This window comes from Rhodoluna lacicola (genome assembly GCF_000699505.1).
GTDB lineage: Bacteria > Actinomycetota > Actinomycetes > Actinomycetales > Microbacteriaceae > Rhodoluna > Rhodoluna lacicola.
This window is the reverse complement of the sequence record NZ_CP007490.1, coordinates 584,186-609,899: the sequence shown is the minus strand read 5'-3', so window position 1 is coordinate 609,899 and position 25,714 is coordinate 584,186. Positions and strand designations below refer to the sequence as shown.

Sequence of the window (25,714 nt, the reverse complement as noted above, 5' to 3'; positions counted from 1 at the left end):
CGACTAAACAGCCTTTGCGATGAACTCTTCAAGTACCTGGCCAGTTGCTGAGCAGCCTGATCTGGTCACTCCTAGGTCCATGTAGTCAATTAATTGATCCAGCGTTCGAACTCCACCGGAAGACTTAACCTTGAGTCGGTCCCCTACTGTCCGCTTCATCAGCGCAACGTTATGAGTTGTTGCACCTTCACTAGCAAAGCCCGTTGAGGTTTTTACGTAGTCCGCGCCGGCGTGCTCCGTGAGTTCGCAGGCTTTGACGATTTGGCTGTCGTTCAAAAACGCAGTTTCAAAAATAACCTTGACCGATGCTCCCTTGGCGTGAGCCGCATCAACGACAGCGCGAATGTCTTGCTCGACGAAGTCGTAGTCACCCGAAAGTAGCGCAGACACGTTTATGACCATGTCAATTTCAACTGCTCCATTTCCAATGGCATCAATTGTTTCAAAAACCTTGGTTGCGGTTGTTGTAGAACCGTGAGGGAACCCAATCACGGTGCAGACATTCACGCTGCTGCCGGCCAAAGCTTTAGCCGCCGCCACCACATCCATTGGCCTGATGCAGTACGAAGCGGTGTTGTACTTGAGCGCCAGCTCAGCGCCCGCAGCCACGTCAGCATAGGTGAAGTCGGGTTTAAGGATTGAATGATCAATGGTTTTAGCTACTTGCTCAAGGGTGTAGCCGCGGTATGTCTTACTCATGGTTTCAGTCTAAGTTTGTTTTGTGCGAGTTACAGTGCTGGTCAAGCCGGGTTCTAAAAAAGGTCCCCTGGTTGAGGTAAATGACGATGGCAGTTACACCGTCTATTTGCTGCAACGTGCTGTCGATGGCGCTGCAAACGAAGGGCTCATCGAACTTCTCGCAAAGCATTTTCAGATATCAAAATCACGAGTCGTAATAGAGTCAGGTTTTACCTCAAGAATTAAGCGCATTTCTCTGGACATCTAAACTGACTTCAAATTCCGCCGCAACAAGTAGACCGTGTTGAGCAAAGAGAAACCCGCCAGCACCTGAGCGGTGTTGACGGGTGATTCTTGTGGACCTAAGGGGATTTGAACCCCTGACCCCCTGCATGCCATGCAGGTGCGCTACCAGCTGCGCCATAGGCCCATTCGTTGCCAAAGCAACTCCCTTAGTTTACAACAAACTAGGCGGTTGGAACTGCATCCAGCTTTACGACCGGGCAGTCCTTCCAGAGCCGCTCAAGCGAATAGTACATCCGATCTTCCTCGTGCATCACGTGGCAGATAACGTCACCAAAATCCAGCAGAATCCATCTGCCAGTCTCTTTGCCCTCGCGACGAAGGTACTTTATTCCAGCCTCATGTAGCTTCAGCTCAATTTCATCGGCAATTGCCGCAACCTGACGCTCATTTCTGCCTGAAGCCAGAAGAAAGACATCGGTTAGCGGCATGGGTTCAGTGACATCCAGCGCGATTATGTTTTCGGCAAGTTTTTCAGCTGCAGCGGCAGCGGCTATGTTGGCCACCTCGATAGCTTTTTTAGTTGCGGGCAATTAGGTCCTTAGGTTTACTTCAAGAGTCCAAGCATAAACGCTGCCAGTACCAAACCGCCGGCGGTAATCATCAGAAGTGACAGTGTCAGTATCGCGAATCCACCACCCTGCCCCTTTGCAGACCTTGATGGCATGATTCCAATTTTGCCCGCGGTGTTTACAACGCCACTTGCTCGAAGCGGTGCAATTGTTGACACATAGCCATTTACGCTATCCGCGGCGATTGCCTCATCCACCTGAGCGGCATCCAAAATTGTGGCAATTTCACCGGTATTGGTTGAAAGATTTGGCAATTCGATTGAGCCGGTCTTTAGCAACTCACCGGTTTCAGAAATTGCAATCGAAATCGCATCCAGGGGCTCAAAGTTGTCAATGATTATCGAGGCGGTCTGTGGCTCAATGTTTAGGTTTGGCGACACGTCAAAAAGCTGAATCTGGGATGTAAGTGGTTCTTCTGCCTCGCCTAATACCGGCTCGTAGGCTGCCGCTTCAACCTGCTCGGTTACCGGTTCTATAGTGGTCGCCTCAACTGGGATTTGCGAAAATTGGTTTTCAGGTTCGAGTTTTAGAGACTCTAACTGTGGGGGCTCGACTTTTGGCGCCGCTTCTGCCGAAGTGTCCATTTTTGGTGCATCAATTTTTGGTGCGTATGGATTTACAACGCCACTAGTTGCAATCTGTGCAACAGTTGTTTTTGGAATAGTTGAATTATGATCTGCCGCCTCGACAACAGTTTGCGCCTTAACCGAATTCGAATCATCAACAATTCGCCCCATTTGCAACAATTGGTTTCTGGTCAGAGGCGGAAAATTAAACTGCCCCTCGTTCATTCAGTCCCCCGGTATAGATGATGCTTGGCTATGTACTTGAGTACCCGCTGCGGAAGAAGGTAGTCGATAGGCTTTCCAGACCTAACTCTGTCACGAATATCCGTCGACGAGATAGCCAGTGCTGGAATTTCTAAAATTGAAACCACCCCGGGTTGAACAGCTGGAGGCTTAAGTGCGTGACCAGGTCTGGTGACCCCAACAAAATGCGCCAATGACCAAATCTTGTCGACATCTTTCCAAGTGAGGATGTTCGAAATTGCATCTGCGCCGGTGATGAAAAAGAATTCCGCATCTGGGTGGATTGCCCGAAGATCTCTCAAAGTATCCACCGTGTAGGTCGGCCCAGTTCGTTTTACATCAACGTCGCTAATCGAGAAAAGCTTGTTTTTCCTGATTGCCAATCGAGTCATTGCGTATCGGTGTTTTGAACTCGTTTGAGCTTGCTTTTGCCAAGGTTCGCCCGCTGGCACGAAAATAACTTCATCTAGGCCAAACGCAGAAGCAGCTTCGCTAGCAGCTACTAGGTGACCAAAGTGAATTGGGTCAAAAGTTCCACCCATCACGCCGAGACGAATTTTGCTCATGCGAGAAAAGCCCTAGGTGGCTCCTAGTGGTGCGCCTTGGAGTCGTCTACCTTGTGCTCGTGGCGATTGGCCACGTCACGGTAGGACCAGGTGATCCAACCCAATAGAAGGAATACTCCCATGGCGATAACGCCAAAAAATATTCCAGGGAACGGAAGCGTCACGTAGGCCTCGTGTTCACCTTCGGCTACCGAAGCAAGAATTGCGTTCATTATTTCTCCTAAGAACTAGTTCAAGAATAACCTAGGCAAGAGCCAGATTGGCCGAATTAGCCCCTGACCTGACCGGATCCGCGAACCAACCATTTTGTGGTGGTAAGTTCCGGCAACCCCATCGGCCCACGGGCGTGCAGCTTCTGGGTTGAAATTCCCACCTCAGCACCAAAGCCAAATTCCCCGCCGTCGGTGAAACGGGTCGATGCGTTAACCATGACTGTAGATGCATCAACCTCTGCCAAGAAACGTTCCGCATTCTCCACATTTTCTGTGATTATCGACTCGGTGTGCTTCGTGGAGTACTTTGCAATGTGGGCCAGCGCCTCATCCATATTCTTGACAACCTTGACCGAAATATCGAGGTCGTGGTACTCAGTTGCCCAGTCTTCATCCGTCGCAGGTACGGCAGCAAAAAAGTTTGCCTGAGTAATTTCGTCACCGTGAATTGTGACACCAGATTCAGAAAGTTTGTCGAGCACCGCCGGCAAAATTCGCTCAACTGCCGATTCATGAATTAGCAGGGTCTCTGCCGCATTGCACACGCTTGGGCGTTGAACTTTGGCGTTGTGCACGATGTTCACAGACCAATCCAAACGGGCCGTTTCATCGATGTATATGTGAACCACGCCATCGCCGGTCTGAATAACAGGCACTTTGGCTTCTTGCACGACCTGTTGAATTAATCCGGCGCCCCCGCGCGGAATCAAAACGTCTATCAGACCCACTGCCTGCATCATTACAGTGCCGCCATCGCGGCCAAACTCGTCAACGGTCTGGACGGCATCAGCATTGATACCAGCAATCGCCAAGGCATCCTGGAGAATTTTGACCAACACGCGATTGGTATTCTCGGCAGCACGCCCCCCGCGCAAAACTACAGCGTTGCCACTCTTGATTGCCAGCACCGCAATATCAATCGTCACGTTTGGACGTGCCTCGTAGATCACACCGATTAATCCAAGTGGCACCCGGACCTGGGTAAGCTTCAGAGCGTTTGGCAGAGACATGCCACGAATCACGTCGCCGATGGGATCCGGCAGGCTGATGATTTTCAAAACAGCTTCTGCAATGGCAGAAATTCGATCGTGGTTTAGACGCAATCGATCCTGCAGGCTCTCGGTCATTGATTCCGCCTGACCGTTAGCTATGTCTTGGTCATTAGCCAAGATGATTTCATCCGCACGGGCATTCAGCAAGAGAGAGATCTGACGAAGAGCCTCGTTTTTTGTTGATGTTGCGGCCTGAGCCAAAGAGCCAGTTGCGGCCTTCGCCAGCTTAATTTTGTCGAGTGCGGTTGTCATGGTCGCCTTCTGCTCGGTTATTTATTTATTTGGGTTGGCCTGAAACCAGGTACCAATGTCAGCACCGTCTAGGGCAAGAGAAACTTGATCGGTGTTGGTAAGCAAAACGCTAACACCTGCCTCAGTTGCAACTTTAGCCGCTGAGACTTTGGTCACGGCTCCGCCGGTGCCTACGTTGGTGCTGCTGCCACCAATTTCAACCCCGGCAAGTTCTTCGCCGAACAGCACTGTTTCTATTCGCTTGGCACCAGCTTTTGTTGGTGGCATGTCGTAAAGGGCATCAACATCGCTGAGCAAAATTAGTGCATCGGCGTCAACTAAAACTGCCACCAGAGCTGCAAGACGATCGTTGTCGCCAAATTTAATCTCATGGGTAGCCACGGTGTCATTTTCGTTGACGATTGGAAGTGCTCGCAGCTTGACCAGTCGATCCAAAGTGGCCTTGGCATTTCTGCGAGTCTCTTCAACTTCAAAGTCACCTGCGGTGAGCAAAACCTGGCCAACGATGATTGAGTACTTGTCTAAAGACTGTTGATACCGAGCAATCAGTTTGCTCTGACCCACTGAAGCCAACGCCTGAACGGTGGCAAGGTCATCTGGTCGCGAATCCAGATTAAAAATTGGTAGCGCCGTTGCGATTGCTCCTGAGGTGACCAAGATTATCTCAACACCGCGAGAATGAGCCTTGGCCAGCGCATCGACCAGCGACTGAATCTTGTCTGCGTTTGCGCCGCTAATCGATGACGAGCCGACCTTAACGACGACTCGCTTGGCAACAGCCAATTCGCTTTTGTCTCTAAGAGTCAATTACTGATCCTTTTCAAAATCTTCAGGCGTAGACCAGATACCGGCCTTGCCTTCTTTTTCCATTTCTTCACGCAAGGCGGCTTTTGCATCCATACGTTCTTTATAGCTTGCGCGGCGTTCTTTTGTAGTGCGACGCTCGCGCTGATCCATACGAGCATCGGTACCGCGCGGCCCGGCAATTAGTTCACCGGCTGATGTGATGGTTGGCTCCCAGTCAAAAACAATTCCCTGACCCGGACCGATGACCACGGTTGAACCAGCTTCGGCGCCGGCCTTGAACAATTGATCCTCCAAACCAATCTTGGCTAAGCGGTCAGCTAGATATCCCACAGCTTCCTCATTAGCAAAGTTAGTTTGTTGAACCCAGCGTTCTGGCTTTACGCCGAGCACACGGAAGATAACCTCATCGCCGACGTGTTCCTTTTTGATCTCAAACTTATTCTCGTCGCGCTTCTGCTGCATCAACTGAATTCGTGGCTTGACCGGCTCTGTCTCTTTTGCCTTGCGTGCCTCTTCCACCAACTGAGCCAGCGCAAAATTCAACTCGCGTAGACCCGAGTGACTGATTGCCGAGATGATGAATACTCGGTAGCCGCGCGCCTCAAGGTCTGGCTTCACAAACTCGGCAAGTTCAAGGGCATCTGGAACATCGGCCTTGTTCAAGGCGATTAGCTGCGGACGCTGAGTCAGCGGAACCTGACCCTCTGGAACTTCATAGGCATCAAGTTCTTTAAGAATCTTGTCGAGGTCAGTGATTGGATCACGGTTTGGCTCAAGAGTTGCGCAATCAATCACGTGCAGCAAAGCCGCGCAACGCTCAACGTGACGCAAAAACTCGAGCCCCAGACCCCTGCCCTCGCTGGCACCTTCGATGAGTCCGGGCACATCGGCGATGGTGAAGCGAGTGTCTCCAGCCTGAACCACGCCAAGGTTTGGATGCAAAGTTGTAAACGGGTAGTCGGCAATCTTTGGACGTGCGGCACTTAGTGCTGCAATCAAAGACGACTTACCTGCAGATGGGTAACCAACAAGTGCAACATCTGCAACAGTCTTGAGTTCAAGAATTATGTCGCCGCGCCAGCCAGGAACGCCAAATAGTGCAAAGCCAGGAGCCTTGCGCTTAGTGCTTGAAAGAGCTGCGTTGCCTAAACCACCCATACCGCCTTCGGCGATAACAAGCTCCATTCCGGGTTCATCAAGATCAGCAATGAATTTTCCATTGGAATCTTTAACAACCGTGCCAACCGGAACTGGAAGCTGAACACTTTCGCCTTGGAATCCGTTTCGGTAATCTCCAGCGCCGTCGCCACCGTCGCCTCCCTGTCGGTGAGGGTGAAAGTGGTAATCAAGCAAGGTCGTGACGTTTGGATCAGAAATTAGCGAGACACTTCCGCCCTTGCCGCCATCGGCGCCGTCAGGACCACCAAGTGGCTTGAACTTCTCGCGGTGAACAGAAACACAACCATCGCCACCGTCACCGGCGCGCACGTGCAGGGTCACTTGATCAACGAATTGAATCATGATTCCCTCCTAGTTTTGTATTTGCTGCTATTTGATGTGCTTCAGAAATGGGAAAGGCGAGCCAAAGGCTCGCCTTCCTACAAAATTTGGTTGACCCTTACGCGGCCTCAACGATGTTTACAACGCGACGGCCACCCTTGGTGCCGAACTCAACCTTGCCGGCTGCAAGCGCGAACAGGGTATCGTCCTTGCCCTTGCCAATGTTTGCACCGGGGTGGAAGTGAGTGCCGCGCTGACGAACAATGATTTCGCCTGCGTTTACTTCTTGACCTGCGTAACGCTTTACGCCTAGGCGCTGTGCGTTTGAGTCGCGGCCGTTGCGGGTGGAACTAACACCTTTTTTGGAAGCCATTTTGAGTCAGTCCTTTACTTAATCTCTTTGACCTGAACGCGAGTTAGTTCCGCACGGAAACCCTGGCGCTTCTTGTAACCGGTCTTGTTCTTGTACTTCTGGATGATGATCTTTGGTCCGCGTAGATCGTTTAGAACTTCTGCGGTTACCTTTACCTTTGCCAGTGCTGCTGCATCGGTTGTGACCTTGTCGCCATCAACTAGAAGAAGAGCTGGTAGCTCAATCTTGCCGTTGGCATCAGCCTTGATTCGGTCCAGAGTCACAATGGTGCCTACTGACACCTTCTCTTGACGGCCGCCTGCGCGGACTACTGCGTAAACCACAGATCTACCCTTTGTTCGAAAGTCTTATTTTGTTGCTCTTGCGAAAACCCAGCAGGCAACAAAGATTTAGTCTACATTGCCAATTTGCTGGGGTCAAACCGTTTTGGCCAGTATTTTGCTAGCCGACTGACACATTCCCAGCACTGGTTGCGCGTCTAGGCTTGCGACGACCTTGACCCGGTGCTTTTGGCTCTGGCAACGCGTCCAGCACGGCCTCAAGCATCTTTTCTGCCGCTGGAGCATCATTGGTGTTGGCCCCGGAATCCCCCTTCAACTTGGCAGCTGGCAGGGTGATCGGCGAACTCTCGCCCGCTGCCTCGTGAGCCGCCACGGTTGATGCAGCAATCTGGGTCATCACATTGTTGATTTCGACGGCACGCTCGGCAGTTACAACTTTGACGGTCTCTTGCTTTTGGTTGCGGTCGCGGTTCTTCTTCTTGTTGCCACCCTGATTTTGCTGGGGCTTCTGGTCATCCGGCGCGCTGTGCTTGGAGCGCATGATTGGCTCGTGGTGCACGATCACACCGCGGCTAGCACAAGCCTCGCAAGGCTCACTGAACGCCTCAAGTAGACCAATTCCAAGCTTTTTACGAGTCATCTGCACCAAACCAAGCGAGGTAACCTCGGCTACCTGGTGCTTGGTGCGGTCGCGGCTTAGGCACTCCATCAAGCGGCGCTGAACTAGGTCGCGGTTTGACTCCAAAACCATGTCGATGAAGTCAACGACGATAATTCCACCGATATCGCGAAGGCGCAGCTGACGAACGATTTCTTCGGCCGCTTCAAGGTTGTTCTTGGTTACCGTTTCTTCAAGATTTCCACCAGAGCCAACGAACTTACCGGTGTTTACGTCAACCACGGTCATGGCTTCTGTGCGGTCGATAACCAGCGAACCACCCGATGGCAGATAGACCTTGCGCTCGAGCGCCTTGGCAATCTGCTCGCCAACGCGATACTCGTCAAAGACATCCTTGTAGCCCTCGTGCTTAACTACTCGCTCCAGCAGATCTGGGGCAACGGAAGCAAGGTACTCCTCGATCACTTCGCGGGCATCATCGCCAGAAATGACCATCTTTTGGAAGTCTTCGTTGAAGACATCGCGAACAATCTTGACCAAAAGGTCTGGCTCGCTGTGAAGCAGCGCCGGGGCCTGCCCCTTTTCAACCTTCTTGCTGATGGCTTCCCACTGCTGCTGCAGTCGTTGAACATCAAGAGTCAACTGTTCTTCAGTTGCACCTTCCGCTGCCGTGCGAACAATCACCCCAGCATCTTCAGGAAGAATCTCTTTCAGAATCTTCTTCAGGCGGGCGCGCTCGGAATCCGGAAGCTTACGAGAGATGCCATTCATTGAACCGTTTGGGACGTAAACCAAGTAGCGGCCAGGCAGTGAAACTTGACTGGTCAGTCGAGCACCCTTTTGCCCAACTGGGTCTTTGGTTACCTGAACCAGCACGGTGTCGCCAGACTTAAGCGCCAATTCAATGCGACGAGGCTGGTTACCGGTTTCGGCAAGTTCCCAGTCAACTTCGCCCGAGTAAAGCACGGCATTGCGACCGCGACCAACATCAACGAACGCGGCTTCCATTGAAGGAAGCACGTTTTGAACCTTACCCAGGTAAACGTTGCCGATTAGTGAAGCCTCTGATGCCTTGGCAACATAGTGCTCAACCAAAATTCCATCTTCAAGCACCCCGATTTGAATCTTGCCGTCTTTTGATCGAACCACCATGGTTCGGTCTACTGCCTCGCGGCGAGCCAAGAATTCTGATTCTGTGATGGTTGTGCGGCGGCGGCCCGCATCGCGACCGTCGCGGCGGCGCTGCTTCTTTGCCTCAAGACGCGTTGAACCCTTTACCCGTGTTGGCTCGTTACTTGGTGCCTTTGGCTCACGCGGAGTGCGCACCTTTACTACAACGTTTGGCGCTGCGTTTGGATCAATATCTACTGCTTCACCGGCGCGACGACGTGAACGGCGTCGTAGGTGTGAATCGTCTGAATTCTTGTCGTTGGCTATCCCCTTTGCCGAAACCTTTGGGGTCGGCAAATCAGGGGCCATGAACATTAGGGAAGTTGCAGAAAGCGGAGCCGCAGTAATCGGGGCTGCAACTTCCTCAGCCTTTACCTTGGCACCGCGTTTAGCAGGGGCCTTCTTAGCCGCTTTTTCAACCACTTCATCAACTGAGGCGGGCTCTTTTTCGGCCTTCGCCTTCTTTTCGGCTTTGCCGCTTTTCGCAGCGGAATCTTTTGTGATTAGCGCCTTTTTTGGCTTTTCAGATGCCTCACCGGCGGTCTTTTTAGGTGCACGTGCACGAGTGACTTTTTTTGCAGCAGTTTCTAAAACTTCTGCGGGTACGTTTGAATCTTCGTTTTTCACCATTTCTGGTGTACTCCAAGCTGCCTCACCTAGGCCACACTCACTAGGCCCTGAGGCTTAAATCCTTGCTGCCCACGATTGTGAACAACCAAAACTAACGGCGAGCTACTCGTTTTGCGACTATCGCTGCCCGATTGATCAAAACTTGATCTGGCCTTACGCGTTCTAAGTGCTTGGTACTCGCTAAATCTTCAGTCGATCCCGGTGTGGCGGGTTCAACTCATCTAAGTATGACACCTGGCCCTAAAAATGTCACCAATTGAGCGTGTCATACTGGAAGAGTGAGCATGGAATTCAAGGCTGATAAGCAGCCAAAAGGTATTACATTGGCGCCAACCCGCGGGTTTGCCATCACCCTCATCTGGACTGGAATATTGGGCTGGTTTGCCGCATTTTCGCTAGTTTTAGAGCGAATTCACGTGGCCACCAACCCAGAAGCCGTCTTGAGTTGCGATTTGAACCCATTTATTTCCTGCAAGTCCGTGATGCTTACCGCACAGGCCTCGCTTTTTGGCTTCCCTAACCCACTAATTGGCGTGGCATCGTTCGTTGCCCCCATCGCGGTGGGAGTGGCAATTCTTGCCGGGGCGCAGTTTGCGGCGTGGTTCTGGCGACTATTTTCAGTGGGTATTACCGCTGGTTTCGTATTTGTGATCTGGCTCTGGATTCAAAGCACCTTTGTTATCGGTGTGCTTTGCCCCTACTGCATGGTTGCATGGGCCGCGATGGTGCCACTGTTCTGGAAAGTCATTCTGTTTGGCGCCAAAGATGGATTTATCGACACGCCACTGAGATTTGTTGGATTTTTCGACCGCGCTTACGACAAAGCCTGGGTCTTCACAGTGGTGACGGAGGCAATCATCATCGCGATTATCATCGCTCGATTTTGGACCAGTTGGCCATCACTCTGGAGCTAGATATTTAGAAACTTAGAACCACAGCGGTTTGCTTGCGAACCGCGTTTAAAACCAAAGCGCAAGCTCGCGCGCAGCTGACTCCTCAGAGTCTGAACCGTGAACCAAGTTCTGCTGAACTTTTAGCCCCCAGTCGCGGCCAAGGTCACCGCGAATAGTTCCGGGCAGTGCCACGGTCGGATCGGTTGCACCAGCAAGGGAACGGAAGCCCTCAATGACGCGGTGGCCCTCAAGTTTGATTGCAACAACGTCTCCGCTTGACATGAATTCAACTAGAGGCTCAAAGAACGGCTTGCCCTCGTGTTCTGCATAGTGCTTGTGCAGTAAGTCCTTGGTTGGAGTGAATTTCTTGAGGTCTGCAACCACGTACCCCTTGGCCTCGAGTCGGGAAATAATTTCACCGATGAGGTTTCGCTTTACACCGTCAGGCTTAATTAGAACGAGTGTCTGCTGGGTCATTTAGATCTCCTCCGTTGAAGCTTGCTCTGCCGCCTGGCGTTCAAGAACCGCACGTGCTGTGTCAATTGTGCCACCTGCAATCATCGCCCAAGCCCACAGGCAGATAAAAATTCCACCGATCACGTACATCAGCGGCACCCAGATACCAAGTGAGACGACAACTAATTGCAGGAACCATCCCCAGGCGTATGAAAATTTCTTTCTAAGAATTGCGGGGGTGAGGATCAGAAGAAAAGAAAGCGAGAGCCCAATTGCCCACACGGTTGGACCATCTGCAACTTTGAGTCCAAAAGCAACCAGCATCGCGAAGAAGACGACAAAAGATTCAAAGGCCAACAGCATTGAACCAAGAATTCGCTTGGTGGACTTGTTACGCATCTTGCTCCGCTTCTATTTGCTTCAACTTTAAGACCTGTCCAACTAGAGTGACCGAACCTGTGACCACAATTGCGCTACCAAGGGTCGGTGGCAATAGCTTTGCAGCCTCGGCTAACGCCCACTGCGGGTTAGCCTGAACGTGCACGCGGTCGCCGCCAAACACTTCGCGAGCCAATTCGGCAAGGGTTTCAGCTGGAATTGCGCGCGCCGATTCCGACTGGGTAATGATGAACTCAACGAAGGTGTCATCCAGAATTTCAAGCAGCGCCCGGGCGTTCTTCTCGGCCAAAATTGAAACTACCGCCACAGCGTAAGGAGCACCAAAAGACTCCTTCATGGCACCCACTAAGGATCTGGCCCCGTCTTCGTTATGGGCGGCATCAAGAATTGTCAGTGGCTCGCGATTTACGATTTGAAGTCGACCCGGAGACGAGAAATCTGCAAACGCGGCCCGAACGACGTCATCCATAATCCGCTGATCGCCACCGCCTAAGAACGCCTCAACCGCTGCGACCGCAAGAGCTGCATTGTGCGCCTGATAACCTCCATGCACCGGAAGATTAAGGTCGTGGTACTCACCGGCAACCGAACGTACCGATACGGTTTGCCCAAGTTTATTTAGCGAAGAAGCGGTCACGCCAAAATCTTTGCCATAGGTCAAGAATTTTTCACCAACCGCAGCGGCGCGCTCTGCAAGAACCTTCAGTGCTTCAGGTTTTTGTTCCGCACTCAACACAATTGCACCGGGCTTAATAATTCCGGCTTTGGTTTTTGCAATCTCTTCAATGGTTTCGCCAAGTCGATCCATGTGGTCAAGGGAAATTGGCGTGAATACCGCAACATCTCCATCGGCTACGTTTGTGGAGTCCCACTCCCCGCCCATGCCAACTTCCAGAACCAACACGTCTACTGGGGCGTCTGCAAAAATTGCGAAGCCAAGCACCGCAAGCACTTCAAAAAAAGTTAGTGCATCTTCGCCGGTAGCTTCCAGTTCGGCATCGACCAAACCAACGATTGGTGCAATCTCTGTCCACACGTTGTAAAGACGCTCATCAGACACCGGTTCACCGTCAAGTGAAATGCGTTCGTTGAGCTTCACCAAATGCGGACTTGTGAAACGACCCGTGCGCAAACCGTGTTCGCGAAGCAGGCGTTCAATGAATCTGCTGGTGCTGGTTTTACCGTTGGTTCCCGTGACGTGAATAACCCGATACGCCTTTTGCGGATCCCCAAGCAACTCAGCTAATCGCGCGGTTGGTTCAATGCGCGGGCGAATTTTGTTTTCGGGAACGCGAGCAAGCAGCGCGTCTTCAACCTCTTTAGCTTTCAGAGCCCAGTAGTGCTCTTCGCTTAGGTTTTCGATCACTTGGCCGCCACAACTGCAACGTGCACTTCAACCTGTTGACCTTCGCCCACAGCAACCGAGTTAGCCAAAGTTCCAGAGCTAATTGTTTCAAGCTCAACGGTTAGGGTCTCACTCTTCACAAGTTCCGAGTGCTCGGCAACAGCCGCCAGGACGTCGTCTGCCGCCTTGAGGGTCAACTTAATGCGATCACTCACATCAAAGTCGGCATCCTTACGCGCAGACTGCACAGCACGAATAACATCGCGCGCCAATCCCTCGGCTGCAAGCTCGGCGGTAACTTTTCCATCCAGAATCAAGAAGCCCCCGGTTGGCAAAATACCAATGTGGTCTGTAGCTTGGCCATCGGTGTTGGTTGAAGTATCTGCGACCAAATCAATTTCGTATTCGCCTTCGATCAGAGCGATTCCGCCCACAATAACTGTTCCGTCAACCTCTGACCAGTCTCCGGATTTAGCAGCCTGAATCACCGCCTGCACGCTCTTTCCAATTCGCGGACCAGCAGCACGGGAGTTCACGGTTACTCGCTTGATCACACCAAACTCGGTTGTTGAATCAAGTGACATCTCCACAAGTTCAACGTTCTTTACGTTCAACTCTTCGGCGATGATCTCGGCAAACTGATTGAGCCCTGCCACGTTCTTGGTTACCACGGTTAGCTTGGCCAGCGGTAGACGCACGCGAAGGCTGGCAGCCTTGCGCAAACTCGAAGCCACAGATGACACTGTGCGCACCTGGTCCATCGCCTCAACCAAAGCTGCGTCGTGTGGCAGCTTGCTGGCATCTGGCCAAGATTCAAGGTGCACGCTTCTTCCACCGGTTAGGCCGCGCCAAATTTCTTCGGTGATCATTGGCAGAAGCGGAGCAGCAACACGAGAAACGATTTCAAGCACGGTATAGAGAGTGTCGAATGCGGCTTCACTGCCCTCCCAGAAGCGATCGCGTGAGCGGCGGACGTACCAGTTGGTCAGCACATCGGCAAAGTCGCGAAGGCTTGCAGAAGCTGAGTAAGAATCAAACTTGTTCAGGTGAGCTTCAACTTCGTTGACCAAGTCGTGAGTCTTTGAAAGCAGGTAGCGATCTAGCAAATCTTCACTTGCGGTTGACCACTTTGCCTCGTAGTTTGATGCGTTGGCATAAAGCGAGAAGAAGTACCAGGTGTTCCAAAGTGGAAGCAGCACCTGTCGCACGCCCTCACGGATACCCTGCTCAGTGACAATAAGATTTCCGCCGCGAAGAATTGGACTAGACAGCAGGAACCAACGCATTGCGTCGGCGCCGTCGCGATCAAAGACTTCGTTTACATCTGGGTAGTTTCGCAACGACTTAGACATCTTCTGTCCGTCATTACCCAAAATAATTCCGTGTGAAATCGCAGACTTAAAAGCTGGGCGGTCAAACAAAGCGGTTGAGAGAACATGCAGGGTGTAGAACCAACCGCGAGTCTGCCCAACGTATTCAACGATGTAGTCTCCCGGGTTGTGAGAGTCAAACCACTCACGGTTTTCAAATGGGTAGTGCGCCTGAGCAAAAGGCATTGAGCCCGATTCAAACCAGCAGTCCAGCACCTCAGGCACGCGACGCATAGTTGACTTTCCGGTTGGGTCGTCAGGGTTTGGTCGCGTCAACTCGTCAATTACCGGACGATGGAAGTCACTTGGTCGCACACCAAAGTCACGCTCAAGCTCTTCCATAGATCCATACACATCAACGCGTGGGTAGTTTGGGTCATCAGATTTCCAGACTGGAATCGGCGCACCCCAGAAACGGTTGCGGCTGATTGCCCAGTCGCGAACGTTTTCTAGCCACTTTCCAAAAGATCCGTCCTTGGTGTGATCCGGAGTCCAATCAATTTCTTGGTTTAGTTCAAGCATGCGATCGCGCAACTTTGTGGTTTCAACAAACCAAGATGAAACCGCCTTGTAGATCAGTGGGTTCTTGCAGCGATAGCAGTGTGGGTAAGAGTGCTCGTAAGAAGCCTGGCGAAGCACTCGCCCAGCCGACTTAAGGTGCTGTGAAATTGGTTTGTTGGCGTCAAACACGTGCTGGCCAACAAAATCGCTCACGATTGAATTGAATTCACCGCGCTCATTAATCGAAACATAGGTTGGAATTCCTGCATCGTTGCAAACACGTTGGTCATCCTCACCATAAGCAGGAGCCTGATGAACGATTCCGGTACCGTCGCCATCGCCTACATAGTCGTCAACCAAAATTTGCCAGGCGTTATCGGTGTTGAATTTCTCGGCATCAACGTAGTAATCAAAAAGACGCTCATACTTAATTCCGGCGAGCGCGCTACCCAAGTGGGTCTCTGCGATTGCGGCAACCGCGTCCTCGGCCGACTCATAGCCAAGATCCTTGGCGTAACCACCAACCAGCGACTTAGAAAGCAAATACTTGGTTCCCGGCGCTCCGCCGTCACCGGCACCGGCCGCACCTGCGGGCACAATCGCGTACTCAATCTCTGGCCCTACGGCGAGTGCGAAGTTAGTAGGCAAAGTCCATGGCGTTGTGGTCCACGCCAGGACGCGAACGCCTTCGAGCTTCTGCCCAGCCGACACCGGGAAAGTGACTGTAAGAGTTTGATCCTGACGGTTCTTGTAGACCTCGTCGTCCATACGAAGTTCGTGGTTTGACAGCGGGGTCTCGCAACGCCAGCAGTAAGCCAGCACCTTGAATCCCTCGTAGATCAGACCTTTCTTATACAGTTCGCTAAATGCCCAAAGCACGCTCTCTGTGTAGCTGGTGTCAAGGGTCTTATAGTCATTATCAAAATCAACCCAGCGAGCCTGGCGGGTAATGTACGAGCGCCACTCCTCTGTGTACTTCAACACCGATGTGCGGCAGTAATCGTTGAACTTGTCGATGCCGTACTTCTCAATTTCTGGGCGACCAGAAATACCAAGTTGACGCTCAGCTTCTACCTCGGCAGGCAGGCCATGGGTATCCCAGCCAAAACGACGCTCTACCCGGTAACCCTGCATGGTTTTGAAGCGCGGAACCATGTCTTTGGCGTACCCGGTGAGTAGGTGCCCGTAGTGCGGCAGGCCATTGGCGAACGGCGGGCCGTCATAAAAGACGAATTCCTCAGCGTCAGATTCCTTGCGTTGGTCAATTGAGGCCTGAAAAGTGCCATCTTTGGCCCAAAAGTTCAAAATTTGCTGTTCAACTGCCGGAAAACTGGGGCTAGGGTTGACGCCCTCGCGCGCTGGCGCAGTTGAATCGTGGTTCTTTGGGTACATGCACGGCTTTCTAGGCAGTCAGGCAAAAGGGTTTCCGTATCTAATGTTAACCTGTTACAAACCCCTTTCTTGGAGACTTTCAGCGTGAATACTGCCCAAACCAGCTTCTCAAGCAACATCTTGGCCCCTGCCAACGCACCAGAGAAGGTGTCGGTCGAGGGCCTTGAAGATAAGTGGGGGCTGGTCTGGGAGAAAGATGGCGTCTACCGCTTCCGTCGCGAGGCCAATCGCGAAAACATCTACTCAATTGACACTCCGCCGCCAACCGCATCGGGTTCGCTGCACGTAGGTCACGTCTTTAGCTATACCCACACCGATGTAGTTGCCCGCTTCAAGCGCATGAGTGGCTACGAGGTTTACTACCCAATGGGCTGGGACGACAACGGTCTGCCCACCGAGCGCCGCGTGCAGAACTACTACGGAGTTCGCTGCGACCCAACCCTTCCTTATGTTGAGGGCTTCAAGCCGCCGTTCGAAGGCGGCGACAACAAGTCTTCGAAAGCCGCCGATCAGGTGCCGATTTCACGTCGCAACTTTATTGAGCTTTGCGACAAGCTGACCGTCGAAGACGAAAAGCAATTTGAGAATCTTTGGCGCAAGCTTGGGTTATCGGTTGACTGGACTCAGACCTACCAAACCATTTCGCCGGCTGCAATTGCTGTTTCACAAAAGGCATTCTTAAACAACCTGTCTCGTGGCGAGGCATACCAGTCAATGGCGCCGACACTATGGGATGTCACCTTCCGCACCGCGGTTGCTCAGGCAGAGCTGGAAGACCGCGAGCAGCCTGGTGCGTATCACAAGGTTGGTTTTGATGGTCCGGATGGCAAAGTTTTCATCGAGACCACTCGCCCAGAACTTTTGCCGGCCTGTGTTGCGCTGGTTGCTAACCCCGATGATGACCGGTACAAGCACCTATTTGGCAAGACCGTGAAGACTCCGTTGTTTGAAGTTGAGGTTCCGGTAGTTGCTCACCGGTTGGCTCAGATCGACAAGGGCTCCGGTATCGCCATGATTTGCACCTTTGGCGACGTGACCGACATTATTTGGTGGCGCGAACTTGACCTACCAAACCGCGCAATCATCGGCTGGGACGGCCGAATCGTGGAAGAAATGCCAGATGCGATCATGTCTGCACGCGGTAAGGAAATTTACGCGGAGCTAGTTGGCAAGACCATCTTCTCGGCTAAGCAGCGCATCGTTGAGCTGCTGCAGGAATCTGGCGACATGATTGGCGAACCAAAGCCAATCACCCACGACGTGAAGTTCTTTGAAAAAGGTGACAAGCCGCTTGAAATTGTCTCTACTCGTCAGTGGTACATCCGCAACGGTGGCCGCGATTCAGACCTACGTGATCGTTTAATTGCCCTTGGCAAAGATTTGAACTTTGTACCTGACTTCATGCGCGTACGTTTTGAAAACTGGGTCAACGGACTAACCGGTGACTGGCTAATTTCGAGACAGCGATTCTTTGGTGTGCCAATTCCGGTTTGGTATTCGCTTGATGCCAACGGTGAGGCTAACTACGATGCCCCGTTGGTTCCGGCAATCGAAACTCTTCCGGTTGACCCTTCGTCTGATGTTCCGGCTGGTTACACGGAGTCACAGCGCGGAATCGCCGGTGGATTCATCGGCGAGATGGACATCATGGATACCTGGGCAACTTCCTCACTAACCCCCCAGCTTGCCGGTGGTTGGATCGAAGACCCAGAGAAGTTTGCCAAGGTATTCCCTTACGATCTTCGTCCACAGGGCCAAGACATCATTCGTACCTGGTTGTTCTCGTCGCTGCTTCGCGGCGAGCAGGAACACGGTCAGTTGCCTTGGAAGAACGCTGCAATATCTGGTTGGATTCTTGACCCAGACCGCAAGAAGATGTCTAAGTCAAAGGGCAACGTAGTTGTTCCTGCTGAGCCAATCGATAACCACGGCGCCGATGCGGTTCGTTACTGGGCTGCCTCTGCCCGCCTAGGCACCGATGCTGCCTTTGATGAAGGTCAGATGAAGGTTGGACGCCGTCTAGCCATCAAGCTTTTGAACGCTGCAAAGTTTGCACTTTCATTTGAAGTTCCTGCCGGAGCGACTGAGGTTACCGAGCCACTTGATCAGGCAATGCTGCTGGCGCTTGCCGAGGTGGTGCGCGAAGCAACCGCTGCCTTCGATGCATACGATCACACCAAGGCACTTGAACTAAGCGAGAAGTTCTTCTGGACCTTCACCGATGACTACCTTGAGCTAGTTAAGGAGCGCGCTTACAACGCTGAGGGCACCTTAACTGCGGCACAACAAGCATCGGCTGCGATTGCACTTCGTAAAGCACTGCACGTGATGCTGCGTTTGTTCGCACCGTTCCTACCATTTGCTACCGAGGAAGTTTGGGGCTGGTGGCAAAAGGATGCCGGTTCAATTCACCGTGCATCGTGGCCGGTTGCCGAAGAACTTACCGAAGGCATCGACGCCGGCAATGTTGGCTTGCTGGATCTTGCCTCGATTGCAGTTGGTGGCGTGCGCAAGGCAAAGTCAGATGCCAAGGCTTCAATGAAGGCAGCTGTTGAGTCGGCAACCATCGAGGCTCCGGCTGCGGTACTGACCAGCTTGCGTTTACTTGAAGCAGATTTGAAGTCAGTTGGAAAGATTCAGAGCCTGGCTTATGCCGAAGGTGACGAAGTGGCAATGACGCAGATTATTTTGGCTGAGGTAAGCGAAGCCTAAGGACGCTTCAGGCTTAACCACGCCCAAACCAGCAAACCGGCAATCAGAGCCCAGAAAGCTGAGCCAATATCGAATACCGATAAGCCTGACGCTCCAACTAGAAAAGTGATCATGGCTGGAATTCGCAAAGTTGTATCTTCCATCGCAGAACTTAACGAACTAACAATCGTTCCAATCAGTGCGATTCCAGCCGCGGCAAGTATTAAGTCTCGCGGTGCTTGGATTACAAAAACCGCCGCTGCGCCTGCGAGTGCTGCGATTACAAAATAGACATATCCGCCCCATACTGAAGCAAGCCATCGCCGCGCAGGATTCTTGTGAGCATGCTCATTAGCATTCAACGCTGCAGTGATTGCGGCCAGATTGAGTGGAATTCCACCAAAAAAATTATTTATTAGGGTAGCCAGACCCGTACTAATCATTACCGGACGAAATGGAATTTCATATCCAAAGCTCTTCATGATTGCAATACCTGGGATATTTTGTGAAGCCATCGTGACTAAGTACAACGGAATCCCGATACCCAAAATTGCTGCTAGATCAAAAGTAGGCGTTACCAGTTCAATGGTTGGCGCCAACTGGTCGGCTGGGACAGTGATTCCCAAATTGATAGCGGTCAGGCTGAAGATGATCAGCATCGCCGCAGGTGTAGCCCACACTGTGGCCAGTTTATAAAGAACCAACCAAACCAAAAGTGCCGGCAAAACAATTAGAGGAAAAGTTGCGACTGTTTTAAATGAGGCAACACAAAAGTTAAAAATTACTCCGGCTAGCATCGCAGAGGCTATGGGCTTGGGAATCGACGCTACAGCTCTGCCAAGGGCCGGCCATAGACCAGTTAGTAAAAGCAATAAGCCTGAGACTAGAAATGCGCCGACTGCAGTTGAAAATGGAAACCCCATTGCACCCGACGAGATCAGTAGAGCTGCACCCGGTGTGCTCCAGACGACGCTGATTGGCATCTTGTATCGGTGGCTAAGCAGGATTGAGAGCAGACCGAATAAGACGGTGCTAGCCACAACCGCAGATGTTGTTTGAGTTTTTGTTGCACCAAGTCCTGTAAGTGCAGACAAAGCAATGCCAAGTGACGCTGCAGTTCCGGTGATTGAGGCAACTGTGCCGGCTAGCAACGGAGCGCGGTGATCAGCAAAGCTGCCGATTTTAGACATTTAGATTAGGCAGACTTTTCTTGGCGAACGTTTTTGAATGGAACAGTCTGTGGCTCGACGCCATCGACAACTACAGCCTTTGTAATCTTGACGATTCCCTGGACCTCGCTGCCAGGAATATCGAACATCACCGGCCCAAGAATTTCTTCCATGATCGCGCGCAGGCCTCGTGCACCAGTTTCGCGCTCGATCGCCTTTTCGGCGATTGCTTCAAGGGCCGCCTTGTCGAATTCAAGTTCAAAACCATCCAGTTCAAACATTCGCTGATACTGCTTTACCAAAGCATTTTTTGGTTCTGTCAGAATCTGCATCAAAGCAGGGCGATCAAGTGGAGTCACCGTTGCAATCACAGGCAAGCGACCAATAAATTCTGGGATCAGGCCAAACTTACGAAGATCTTCAGGCTGCACCTCAGTGAAAATTTCAATGTCATCGTGCTTGCCTGAAATTGGCGCACCAAAACCAATGCCCTTCTTGCCGGCACGCTGAGAAATGATCTCCTCAAGACCTGCGAATGCCCCGGCAACGATAAACAAAACGTTTGTGGTGTCTAGCTGAATAAATTCCTGCTGCGGGTGCTTGCGTCCACCCTGAGGTGGCACAGATGCAACGGTACCCTCAAGAATCTTCAGCAGTGCTTGCTGCACTCCCTCTCCAGAAACATCGCGAGTAATTGATGGGTTCTCTGCCTTGCGTGAAATCTTGTCAATCTCATCGATGTAAATAATTCCGGTTTCGGCTCGCTTGACGTCAAAGTCAGCCGCTTGAAGAAGTTTCAGCAGAATGTTTTCTACATCTTCGCCCACATAACCTGCCTCGGTCAGTGCGGTCGCATCGGCAACGGCGAAGGGCACGTTTAGCCGCTTGGCCAAAGTCTGAGCTAGGTAGGTCTTGCCACAGCCGGTTGGGCCAATCATCAAAATATTTGACTTAGCAATCTCGATTGAATCGTGGTCTTTACCCGCTGCAGTTAAGGTTCCGCGTGAGCGGAGGCGCTTGTAGTGGTTGTAGACAGCCACGGAAAGAGCTTTCTTGGCCTGATCTTGGCCGATGACGTACTCATCTAAGAAGCCCTTGATTTCGCGGGGTTTTGGAAGATCAATGTCTTCGACGGTCTTGGCAACCTCACCAAGTTCCTCTTCAATGATTTCGTTGCATAACTCGATGCACTCATCGCAGATATAAACGCCCGGCCCGGCTATAAGTTTGCGAACCTGCTTCTGGCTCTTTCCACAGAAAGAACACTTGAGTAGGTCACCCGATTCGCCAAGCTTAGTCATGTAAAAACCTTATGCTCTCAAACCGAAAAAGCGGATGAGCCTCGCCCATCCGCAATTTCAAGCCGTTTTAGCCTTTTTACTGCGCGTTCTTGCGCGAAGTAAGGACTTGATCAATTAGACCGTAGTCGAGTGCCTCTGGGGCGGTGAGAATCTTGTCGCGGTCGATGTCTTTGTTTACCTCGGCAACGCTTCGCTTGGTGTGCTTGGAGAGAGTTGCCTCCAGCCATTCGCGCAAACGCATGATTTCTTTAGCCTGAATCTCAATGTCTGACGCTTGACCACGGCCAGAATCACCCGAGGACGGCTGGTGGATTAGGACTCGTGCATTTGGTAGCGCCAGTCTCTTGCCCGGAGCACCGGCTGCCAACAACACAGCCGCAGCGGACGCCGCTTGGCCAAGACAAACCGTCTGAATTTGAGGCCGAATGTACTGCATGGTGTCATAGATTGCGGTCATCGCGGTAAATGAACCACCAGGCGAGTTGATGTACATTGTAATGTCGCGGTCTGGGTCCTGCGACTCAAGTACCAATAATTGGGCCATGATGTCGTCAGCAGATGCATCATCTACCTGCACACCAAGGAAAACAATTCGATCCTCAAACAGCTTGTTGTAGGGATCTTGGCGCTTAAAACCATATGAGGTGCGCTCTTCGAAAGTTGGAAGAATGTAGCGAGCTTCTGGACTCTGGAAAACGTTTGGATTGGTCATCGGTGTATTCCTTATTTGTTTCCAACGCCAGTGGCGCTTGCAGCGTACTTTTGAATGTGGTCAATAAATCCGTACTCAAGGGCCTCTTCTGCGCTAAACCAACGATCGCGGTCACCATCGGCCATGATTTGCTCAACGGTTTTTCCGGTTTGTTCGGCAGTTATCGAAGCCAACTGGCGCTTCATAGACATGATCAACTCAGCCTGAGTCTGGATGTCTGATGCGGTACCGCCAAAGCCACCATGCGGCTGGTGCAGCAGAACACGAGTGTTTGGGGTTGCGTAGCGCTTGCCCTTAGTCCCCGATGACAGCAAGAACTGACCCATCGAGGCACACATTCCAATACCTACAGTCACGATGTCGTTTGGCACGTACTGCATTGTGTCGTAAATCGCCATACCGGCGGTGATTGAACCACCCGGGGAGTTGATGTACAGGTAGATGTCCTTCTGCGAATCCTCTGCGGCTAGAAGCAAAATTTTGGCACAAATCTCATTTGCCATGTCATCTCTGACTTCGGTGCCAAGCCAGATGATTCGATCCTTTAGCAGGCGGTCGAATGTACTGCTCTGTCCTTTTGGTTGGTCAGCCATTGAAGTACTCCTAGTTCTTGAGGTTGCCTGTCAAAGATAACCGCAAAAAGCACTTAAGACCTGACGTGTTCGCCCGTGGCTAAAGCGAAAACCCCGCCCAAAATAGGCGGGGTTTTCAAAAACAGTTTAATTAGGCGTGGTCGTGGCCCTCGTGGTCATCAACTGAACCTGCGTCTAACTTGGTGAATTCGGAAAGATCAACCTTGCCACCTTTGGAGTCGGTAACTTCAGCCGCTTCGACAACCAGAGCCAGCGCCTTGCGACGAGAAACTTCCGCCACAAACATCGGAACCTGACCCTGCTCACTGATGGTCTTGATGAAGTCGTTAGGTGCCATGCCGTACTGCTGAGAGGCCTGAACCAAGTATTGAATTAGTTCCTGTTCATCAACCTTAATTTCTTCTTTTTCTGCAATAGCATCTAGAACCATTTGGACCTTGAAAGATTTTGTGCTCTGCTCAAGAACCTCTGCGCGATGCTGTGCGTCTTCAAGTCGACCCTCACCCTCAAGGTGGCGGTGCACATCTGCCTCGACTAATTCCTCTGATACTGGAACATCGATCAGTTCAAGCAATTTATCGGTTGCTAGGTCGCGAGCCTGAATACCCTGGCCGTAACCCTTTGAGCGTTCAATCTGCTTTTCCAGATCAGCCTTCAACTCTTTAATGGTGTCAAATTCAGAGGCCAGTTGAGCAAACTTGTCATCAGCTGCCGGAAGCTCGCGCTCTTTGACCGCAGTTAGCTTCAGAGAGATCTCAGCTTCCATTCCGGCTTTGTCGCCACCCACAAGCTTTGACTTGAAGGTGGTTTCTTCACCGGCAGTAAGAGTGTCAAGCGCCTCATCGATACCATCAAGCAGGTTGCCAGAACCAATTTCGTACGAAATGTTTTCAGCCGAGTCAATGGTCTTTCCATCAACAACTGCCTTTAGGTCAATAGTGGTGAAGTCACCCTTCTTAGCAGGGCGATCCACGGTCTTAAGGCTGCCAAATCGTGAGCGTAACGCGTCTAGCTCGGCTTCGACTTCTTTTGCCTCAACCTTTACCTCATCAACCTTTATTTTTAGACCCTTGTACTCCTTGAGGTTTAGTTCTGGACGAACCTCAACCTCAATCTCAACAATCAGGTTTCCAGCAAAAGTCTTTTCGTCAGGGCTCTGCTTAATGTCCGCTGCAGGCTGACCAAGTGGGCGCAGCTTTGATTCTTCCAATGCCTGACGATAAATGTTGTCTAGACCGTCGTTGATCGCGTGAGCCAGAATTGCAGGGCGTCCCACGCGCTGATCCAAAATAGCAGCAGGAATTTTGCCCTTGCGGAAACCGGGAATGTTCACGGTCTCAGCAATGTGCTCGTAAGCGTGATCAATACTCGGGCGGAACTCCTCAGGAGTTACCTCAATGGTAAGTTTTGCGCGAGTTGGTTTGATGCGATCGACAGCAGTTTTCAAGGGCTCTTCCTCTGAAAAGGGCCCGCCTTCACAATGAAGACGAGCCGGTTTTATTTCATAAATTGGTCGGGGTGACAGGACTCGAACCTGCGATATCCTGCTCCCAAAGCAGGCGCGCTAGCCACTACGCTACACCCCGGTTGATTGAACAACCTCAGTGAGTCTATCCCATAGAATGGAGTGGTTGCGTCGGTTTTGTGAAAAAACCAGCCAATACCCGCGGGCGTAGCTCAATGGTAGAGCCTCAGTCTTCCAAACTGATGGTGCGGGTTCGATTCCCGTCGCCCGCTCCAAACCAAAAGAAGACCCTAGTAATACAGGGTCTTCTTTTTTGTTTTGAAACGAAACCTCACGACTGGCAGCTGACACACCAATACAGTTTCCGGGCAGCCATGATTTCGATGCTGATATTGGTGCCACATTTTCTGCAGGGAAGCCCCTCGCGTTTATAGACGAAATTTCGCTCATCTTTCTTTGGGCGTTTGGTAAAGAGTTCGTCACGCGTGATCATAAAACCCGTTTTGACGCCAACCTTCAAAAGCTGCACCGAATCGTTCCAGATCTGAGTCAACTGCTCGATGCTTACCTGAGTGCCAGGAGTGTGCGGATTTATGCCAGCCCTAAAAAGAATTTCGGCCCGGTAAACATTGCCGATGCCACTGATGACCTCTTGGTTCATTAGTGCAAGCCCTATCGGTGTCTTGCTCTTGGTTACCCTGTGAATAAAGCGATTCATTTCCGCACCCCTGGGGTTGGGGTTCAGGGGATCTGGTCCAAGTCGCTGTTCTACGGCCTTCACCTCGTGTTGGGTAATTACCTCACAAACTGTGGGCCCGCGAAGATCAGCAAACGAGGCCTGGTTGCTGAACCTTGCTCGCACCTGCCCCATAGGCTCTGGTAGTTCGCCATCGTGATTCATAAATGACCACTTGCCATAGATGCCAAGGTGGATTCTCAGCGTTAGGTCGTTGTTGAACTCTAGGAACATTTGCTTGCCAATTGCCCTGGCGTTCACGAGCGTTTGGCCAGAGATGTTTTCTGCCCCATCGCGAAATCGACCCTGAGGAGATTCAACAACTACAGAATTGCCCGCAAATATTTTGTTGAACTGGTTTGCGGTTCGATGAACCGTGTGTCCTTCAGGCATTTATCAGAGGATGTCGCCGGTCTGCTCGTAGCTGGAAATTTTGCCAATTCGGCGAACGTGGCGCTCATCATTGCTAAATGGCTCTGAAATGAAAAGTTCAATTAGGTGAAGCACTTCCTCTTGAGAGTGCTGGCGCGCTCCCACGGCAATAACATTTGCGTTGTTGTGCTCGCGGGCAAGCTTTGCGGTTGAGTCATTCCAAGCCAGGGCGGCACGAATGCCCTTGACCTTATTGGCAGCAATCTGTTCACCGTTTCCAGACCCACCCAAGACAATGCCCAGCGCTTCTGATCCGGCTTTTTCGTCGGCAACTACTGCTAAAGCGGCATTGATGCAGAAACTTGGGTAATCATCCAGCGGGTCGTATGAAGTTGGCCCATGATCAAAAACTTCGTGTCCCTGCTTGGTCAACTCACGAATCAGAAAGTGACTCAATTCCAAGCCGGCGTGATCGGTGGCAATGTGGATTCGCAT

General features: G+C 51.7%; 25 protein-coding genes and 3 tRNA genes. 4 read left to right on the top strand and 24 right to left on the bottom strand.

All coding sequences use genetic code 11. The annotated features are described in order from the left end of the window. Nucleotides 1–3: 3 nt before the first annotated feature. Entirely contained in the window at nt 4–699 is a 696-nt protein-coding gene (deoC, locus tag RHOLA_RS02980) for a deoxyribose-phosphate aldolase (protein ID WP_038502245.1), read from the bottom strand. 22 nt (nt 700–721) lie between these two features. Between deoC and RHOLA_RS02975 the strand changes: the two genes are divergently transcribed. Then, nucleotides 722–946, top strand: a complete 225-nt coding sequence (locus tag RHOLA_RS02975) for a DUF167 domain-containing protein (RefSeq protein ID WP_038502243.1) — start codon at nt 722–724, stop codon at nt 944–946. A gap of 89 nt (nt 947–1,035) precedes the next feature. Here the strand turns inward: RHOLA_RS02975 and RHOLA_RS02970 are convergent. From RHOLA_RS02970 to RHOLA_RS02920, 11 genes are all read right to left on the bottom strand, one after another. Then, nucleotides 1,036–1,108: transfer RNA gene (locus RHOLA_RS02970), tRNA-Ala, on the bottom strand. Between the two features lie 37 nt (nt 1,109–1,145). After that, nucleotides 1,146–1,514, bottom strand: a complete 369-nt coding sequence (gene rsfS, locus RHOLA_RS02965) for a ribosome silencing factor (RefSeq protein ID WP_038502240.1) — start codon at nt 1,512–1,514, stop codon at nt 1,146–1,148. A 14-nt stretch (nt 1,515–1,528) separates the two neighbouring features. Beyond that, a complete protein-coding gene (locus RHOLA_RS02960) occupies nt 1,529–2,344 on the bottom strand; it encodes a hypothetical protein (RefSeq protein WP_038502238.1) in 816 nt (271 codons plus the stop codon). Then, a complete protein-coding gene (gene nadD / locus RHOLA_RS02955; RefSeq protein ID WP_038502237.1) occupies nt 2,341–2,928 on the bottom strand; it encodes a nicotinate-nucleotide adenylyltransferase in 588 nt (195 codons plus the stop codon). The genes RHOLA_RS02960 and nadD overlap by 4 nt, the downstream gene beginning before the upstream one ends. Before the next feature lie 23 nt (nt 2,929–2,951). Beyond that, complete coding sequence (locus RHOLA_RS02950) at nt 2,952–3,140, bottom strand: hypothetical protein (protein WP_051636231.1); 189 nt, start codon at nt 3,138–3,140, stop codon at nt 2,952–2,954. A gap of 56 nt (nt 3,141–3,196) precedes the next feature. Beyond that, entirely contained in the window at nt 3,197–4,444 is a 1,248-nt protein-coding gene (locus tag RHOLA_RS02945) for a glutamate-5-semialdehyde dehydrogenase (RefSeq protein ID WP_038502235.1), read from the bottom strand. Between the two features lie 21 nt (nt 4,445–4,465). Continuing rightward, complete coding sequence (proB, locus tag RHOLA_RS02940) at nt 4,466–5,251, bottom strand: glutamate 5-kinase (protein WP_038502233.1); 786 nt, start codon at nt 5,249–5,251, stop codon at nt 4,466–4,468. Beyond that, nucleotides 5,252–6,772 carry a GTPase ObgE gene (obgE, locus tag RHOLA_RS02935; protein ID WP_038502232.1) on the bottom strand — a complete coding sequence of 507 codons (1,521 nt, stop codon included), beginning with the start codon at nt 6,770–6,772 and terminating at the stop codon, nt 5,252–5,254. 97 nt (nt 6,773–6,869) lie between these two features. Beyond that, nucleotides 6,870–7,124 (bottom strand): 50S ribosomal protein L27, encoded by a 255-nt coding sequence (gene rpmA / locus RHOLA_RS02930; RefSeq protein WP_038502231.1) that lies wholly within the window; start codon nt 7,122–7,124, stop codon nt 6,870–6,872. Between the two features lie 14 nt (nt 7,125–7,138). After that, complete coding sequence (gene rplU / locus RHOLA_RS02925) at nt 7,139–7,447, bottom strand: 50S ribosomal protein L21 (RefSeq protein WP_038502229.1); 309 nt, start codon at nt 7,445–7,447, stop codon at nt 7,139–7,141. 118 nt (nt 7,448–7,565) lie between these two features. Next, entirely contained in the window at nt 7,566–9,824 is a 2,259-nt protein-coding gene (locus RHOLA_RS02920; RefSeq protein ID WP_038502228.1) for an Rne/Rng family ribonuclease, read from the bottom strand. Between the two features lie 284 nt (nt 9,825–10,108). On the opposite strand from RHOLA_RS02920, the gene RHOLA_RS02915 reads away from it, so the two are divergent. Beyond that, entirely contained in the window at nt 10,109–10,738 is a 630-nt protein-coding gene (locus RHOLA_RS02915; protein ID WP_051636230.1) for a vitamin K epoxide reductase family protein, read from the top strand. A gap of 45 nt (nt 10,739–10,783) precedes the next feature. Here the strand turns inward: RHOLA_RS02915 and ndk are convergent, their stop codons facing one another. From ndk to ileS, 4 genes are read right to left on the bottom strand one after another with little or no spacing between them, the layout of a single operon-like run. Further along, a complete protein-coding gene (gene ndk / locus RHOLA_RS02910; RefSeq protein WP_038502227.1) occupies nt 10,784–11,194 on the bottom strand; it encodes a nucleoside-diphosphate kinase in 411 nt (136 codons plus the stop codon). Beyond that, a complete protein-coding gene (locus RHOLA_RS02905) occupies nt 11,195–11,572 on the bottom strand; it encodes a DUF4233 domain-containing protein (RefSeq protein ID WP_051636229.1) in 378 nt (125 codons plus the stop codon). Further along, nucleotides 11,565–12,938, bottom strand: coding sequence for a bifunctional folylpolyglutamate synthase/dihydrofolate synthase (locus RHOLA_RS02900; RefSeq protein ID WP_227818799.1), 1,374 nt, complete (start codon nt 12,936–12,938; stop codon nt 11,565–11,567). The genes RHOLA_RS02905 and RHOLA_RS02900 overlap by 8 nt, the downstream gene beginning before the upstream one ends. Then, nucleotides 12,935–16,180, bottom strand: a complete 3,246-nt coding sequence (gene ileS / locus RHOLA_RS02895; RefSeq protein WP_038502225.1) for an isoleucine--tRNA ligase — start codon at nt 16,178–16,180, stop codon at nt 12,935–12,937. Before ileS ends, RHOLA_RS02900 begins: the two co-directional genes overlap by 4 nt. A gap of 84 nt (nt 16,181–16,264) precedes the next feature. On the opposite strand from ileS, the gene valS reads away from it, so the two are divergent. Further along, entirely contained in the window at nt 16,265–18,892 is a 2,628-nt protein-coding gene (gene valS, locus RHOLA_RS02890) for a valine--tRNA ligase (protein WP_051636228.1), read from the top strand. Here the strand turns inward: valS and RHOLA_RS02885 are convergent. From RHOLA_RS02885 to RHOLA_RS02860, 6 genes are all read right to left on the bottom strand, one after another. Then, complete coding sequence (locus RHOLA_RS02885) at nt 18,889–20,061, bottom strand: benzoate/H(+) symporter BenE family transporter (RefSeq protein WP_051636227.1); 1,173 nt, start codon at nt 20,059–20,061, stop codon at nt 18,889–18,891. The genes valS and RHOLA_RS02885 overlap by 4 nt on opposite strands. 5 nt (nt 20,062–20,066) lie before the next feature. Further along, on the bottom strand, nt 20,067–21,341 hold the full coding sequence (gene clpX, locus RHOLA_RS02880) for an ATP-dependent Clp protease ATP-binding subunit ClpX (protein WP_038502224.1): 1,275 nt from the start codon (nt 21,339–21,341) through the stop codon (nt 20,067–20,069). 76 nt (nt 21,342–21,417) lie between these two features. Beyond that, the gene (locus tag RHOLA_RS02875; RefSeq protein ID WP_038502222.1) at nt 21,418–22,053 is read right to left on the bottom strand and encodes an ATP-dependent Clp protease proteolytic subunit; all 636 of its coding nucleotides are present in this window, start codon (nt 22,051–22,053) and stop codon (nt 21,418–21,420) included. Nucleotides 22,054–22,064: 11 nt separating this feature from the next. Next, complete coding sequence (locus RHOLA_RS02870; RefSeq protein WP_038502220.1) at nt 22,065–22,646, bottom strand: ATP-dependent Clp protease proteolytic subunit; 582 nt, start codon at nt 22,644–22,646, stop codon at nt 22,065–22,067. 130 nt (nt 22,647–22,776) lie between these two features. Next, nucleotides 22,777–24,093: a trigger factor gene (tig, locus tag RHOLA_RS02865; RefSeq protein WP_038502218.1), complete on the bottom strand. Its 1,317-nt coding sequence runs from the start codon at nt 24,091–24,093 to the stop codon at nt 22,777–22,779. A gap of 63 nt (nt 24,094–24,156) precedes the next feature. Then, nucleotides 24,157–24,232: transfer RNA gene (locus RHOLA_RS02860), tRNA-Pro, on the bottom strand. Nucleotides 24,233–24,312: 80 nt separating this feature from the next. On the opposite strand from RHOLA_RS02860, the gene RHOLA_RS02855 reads away from it, so the two are divergent. Continuing rightward, nucleotides 24,313–24,386 (top strand) — tRNA-Gly (locus tag RHOLA_RS02855). 56 nt (nt 24,387–24,442) lie between these two features. On the opposite strand, the gene RHOLA_RS02850 is transcribed toward RHOLA_RS02855, so the two are convergent. Next, on the bottom strand, nt 24,443–25,240 hold the full coding sequence (locus RHOLA_RS02850) for an Fpg/Nei family DNA glycosylase (protein ID WP_038502217.1): 798 nt from the start codon (nt 25,238–25,240) through the stop codon (nt 24,443–24,445). Between the two features lie 3 nt (nt 25,241–25,243). Then, nucleotides 25,244–25,714 carry a ribose-5-phosphate isomerase gene (locus tag RHOLA_RS02845; protein ID WP_038502215.1) on the bottom strand — a complete coding sequence of 157 codons (471 nt, stop codon included), beginning with the start codon at nt 25,712–25,714 and terminating at the stop codon, nt 25,244–25,246.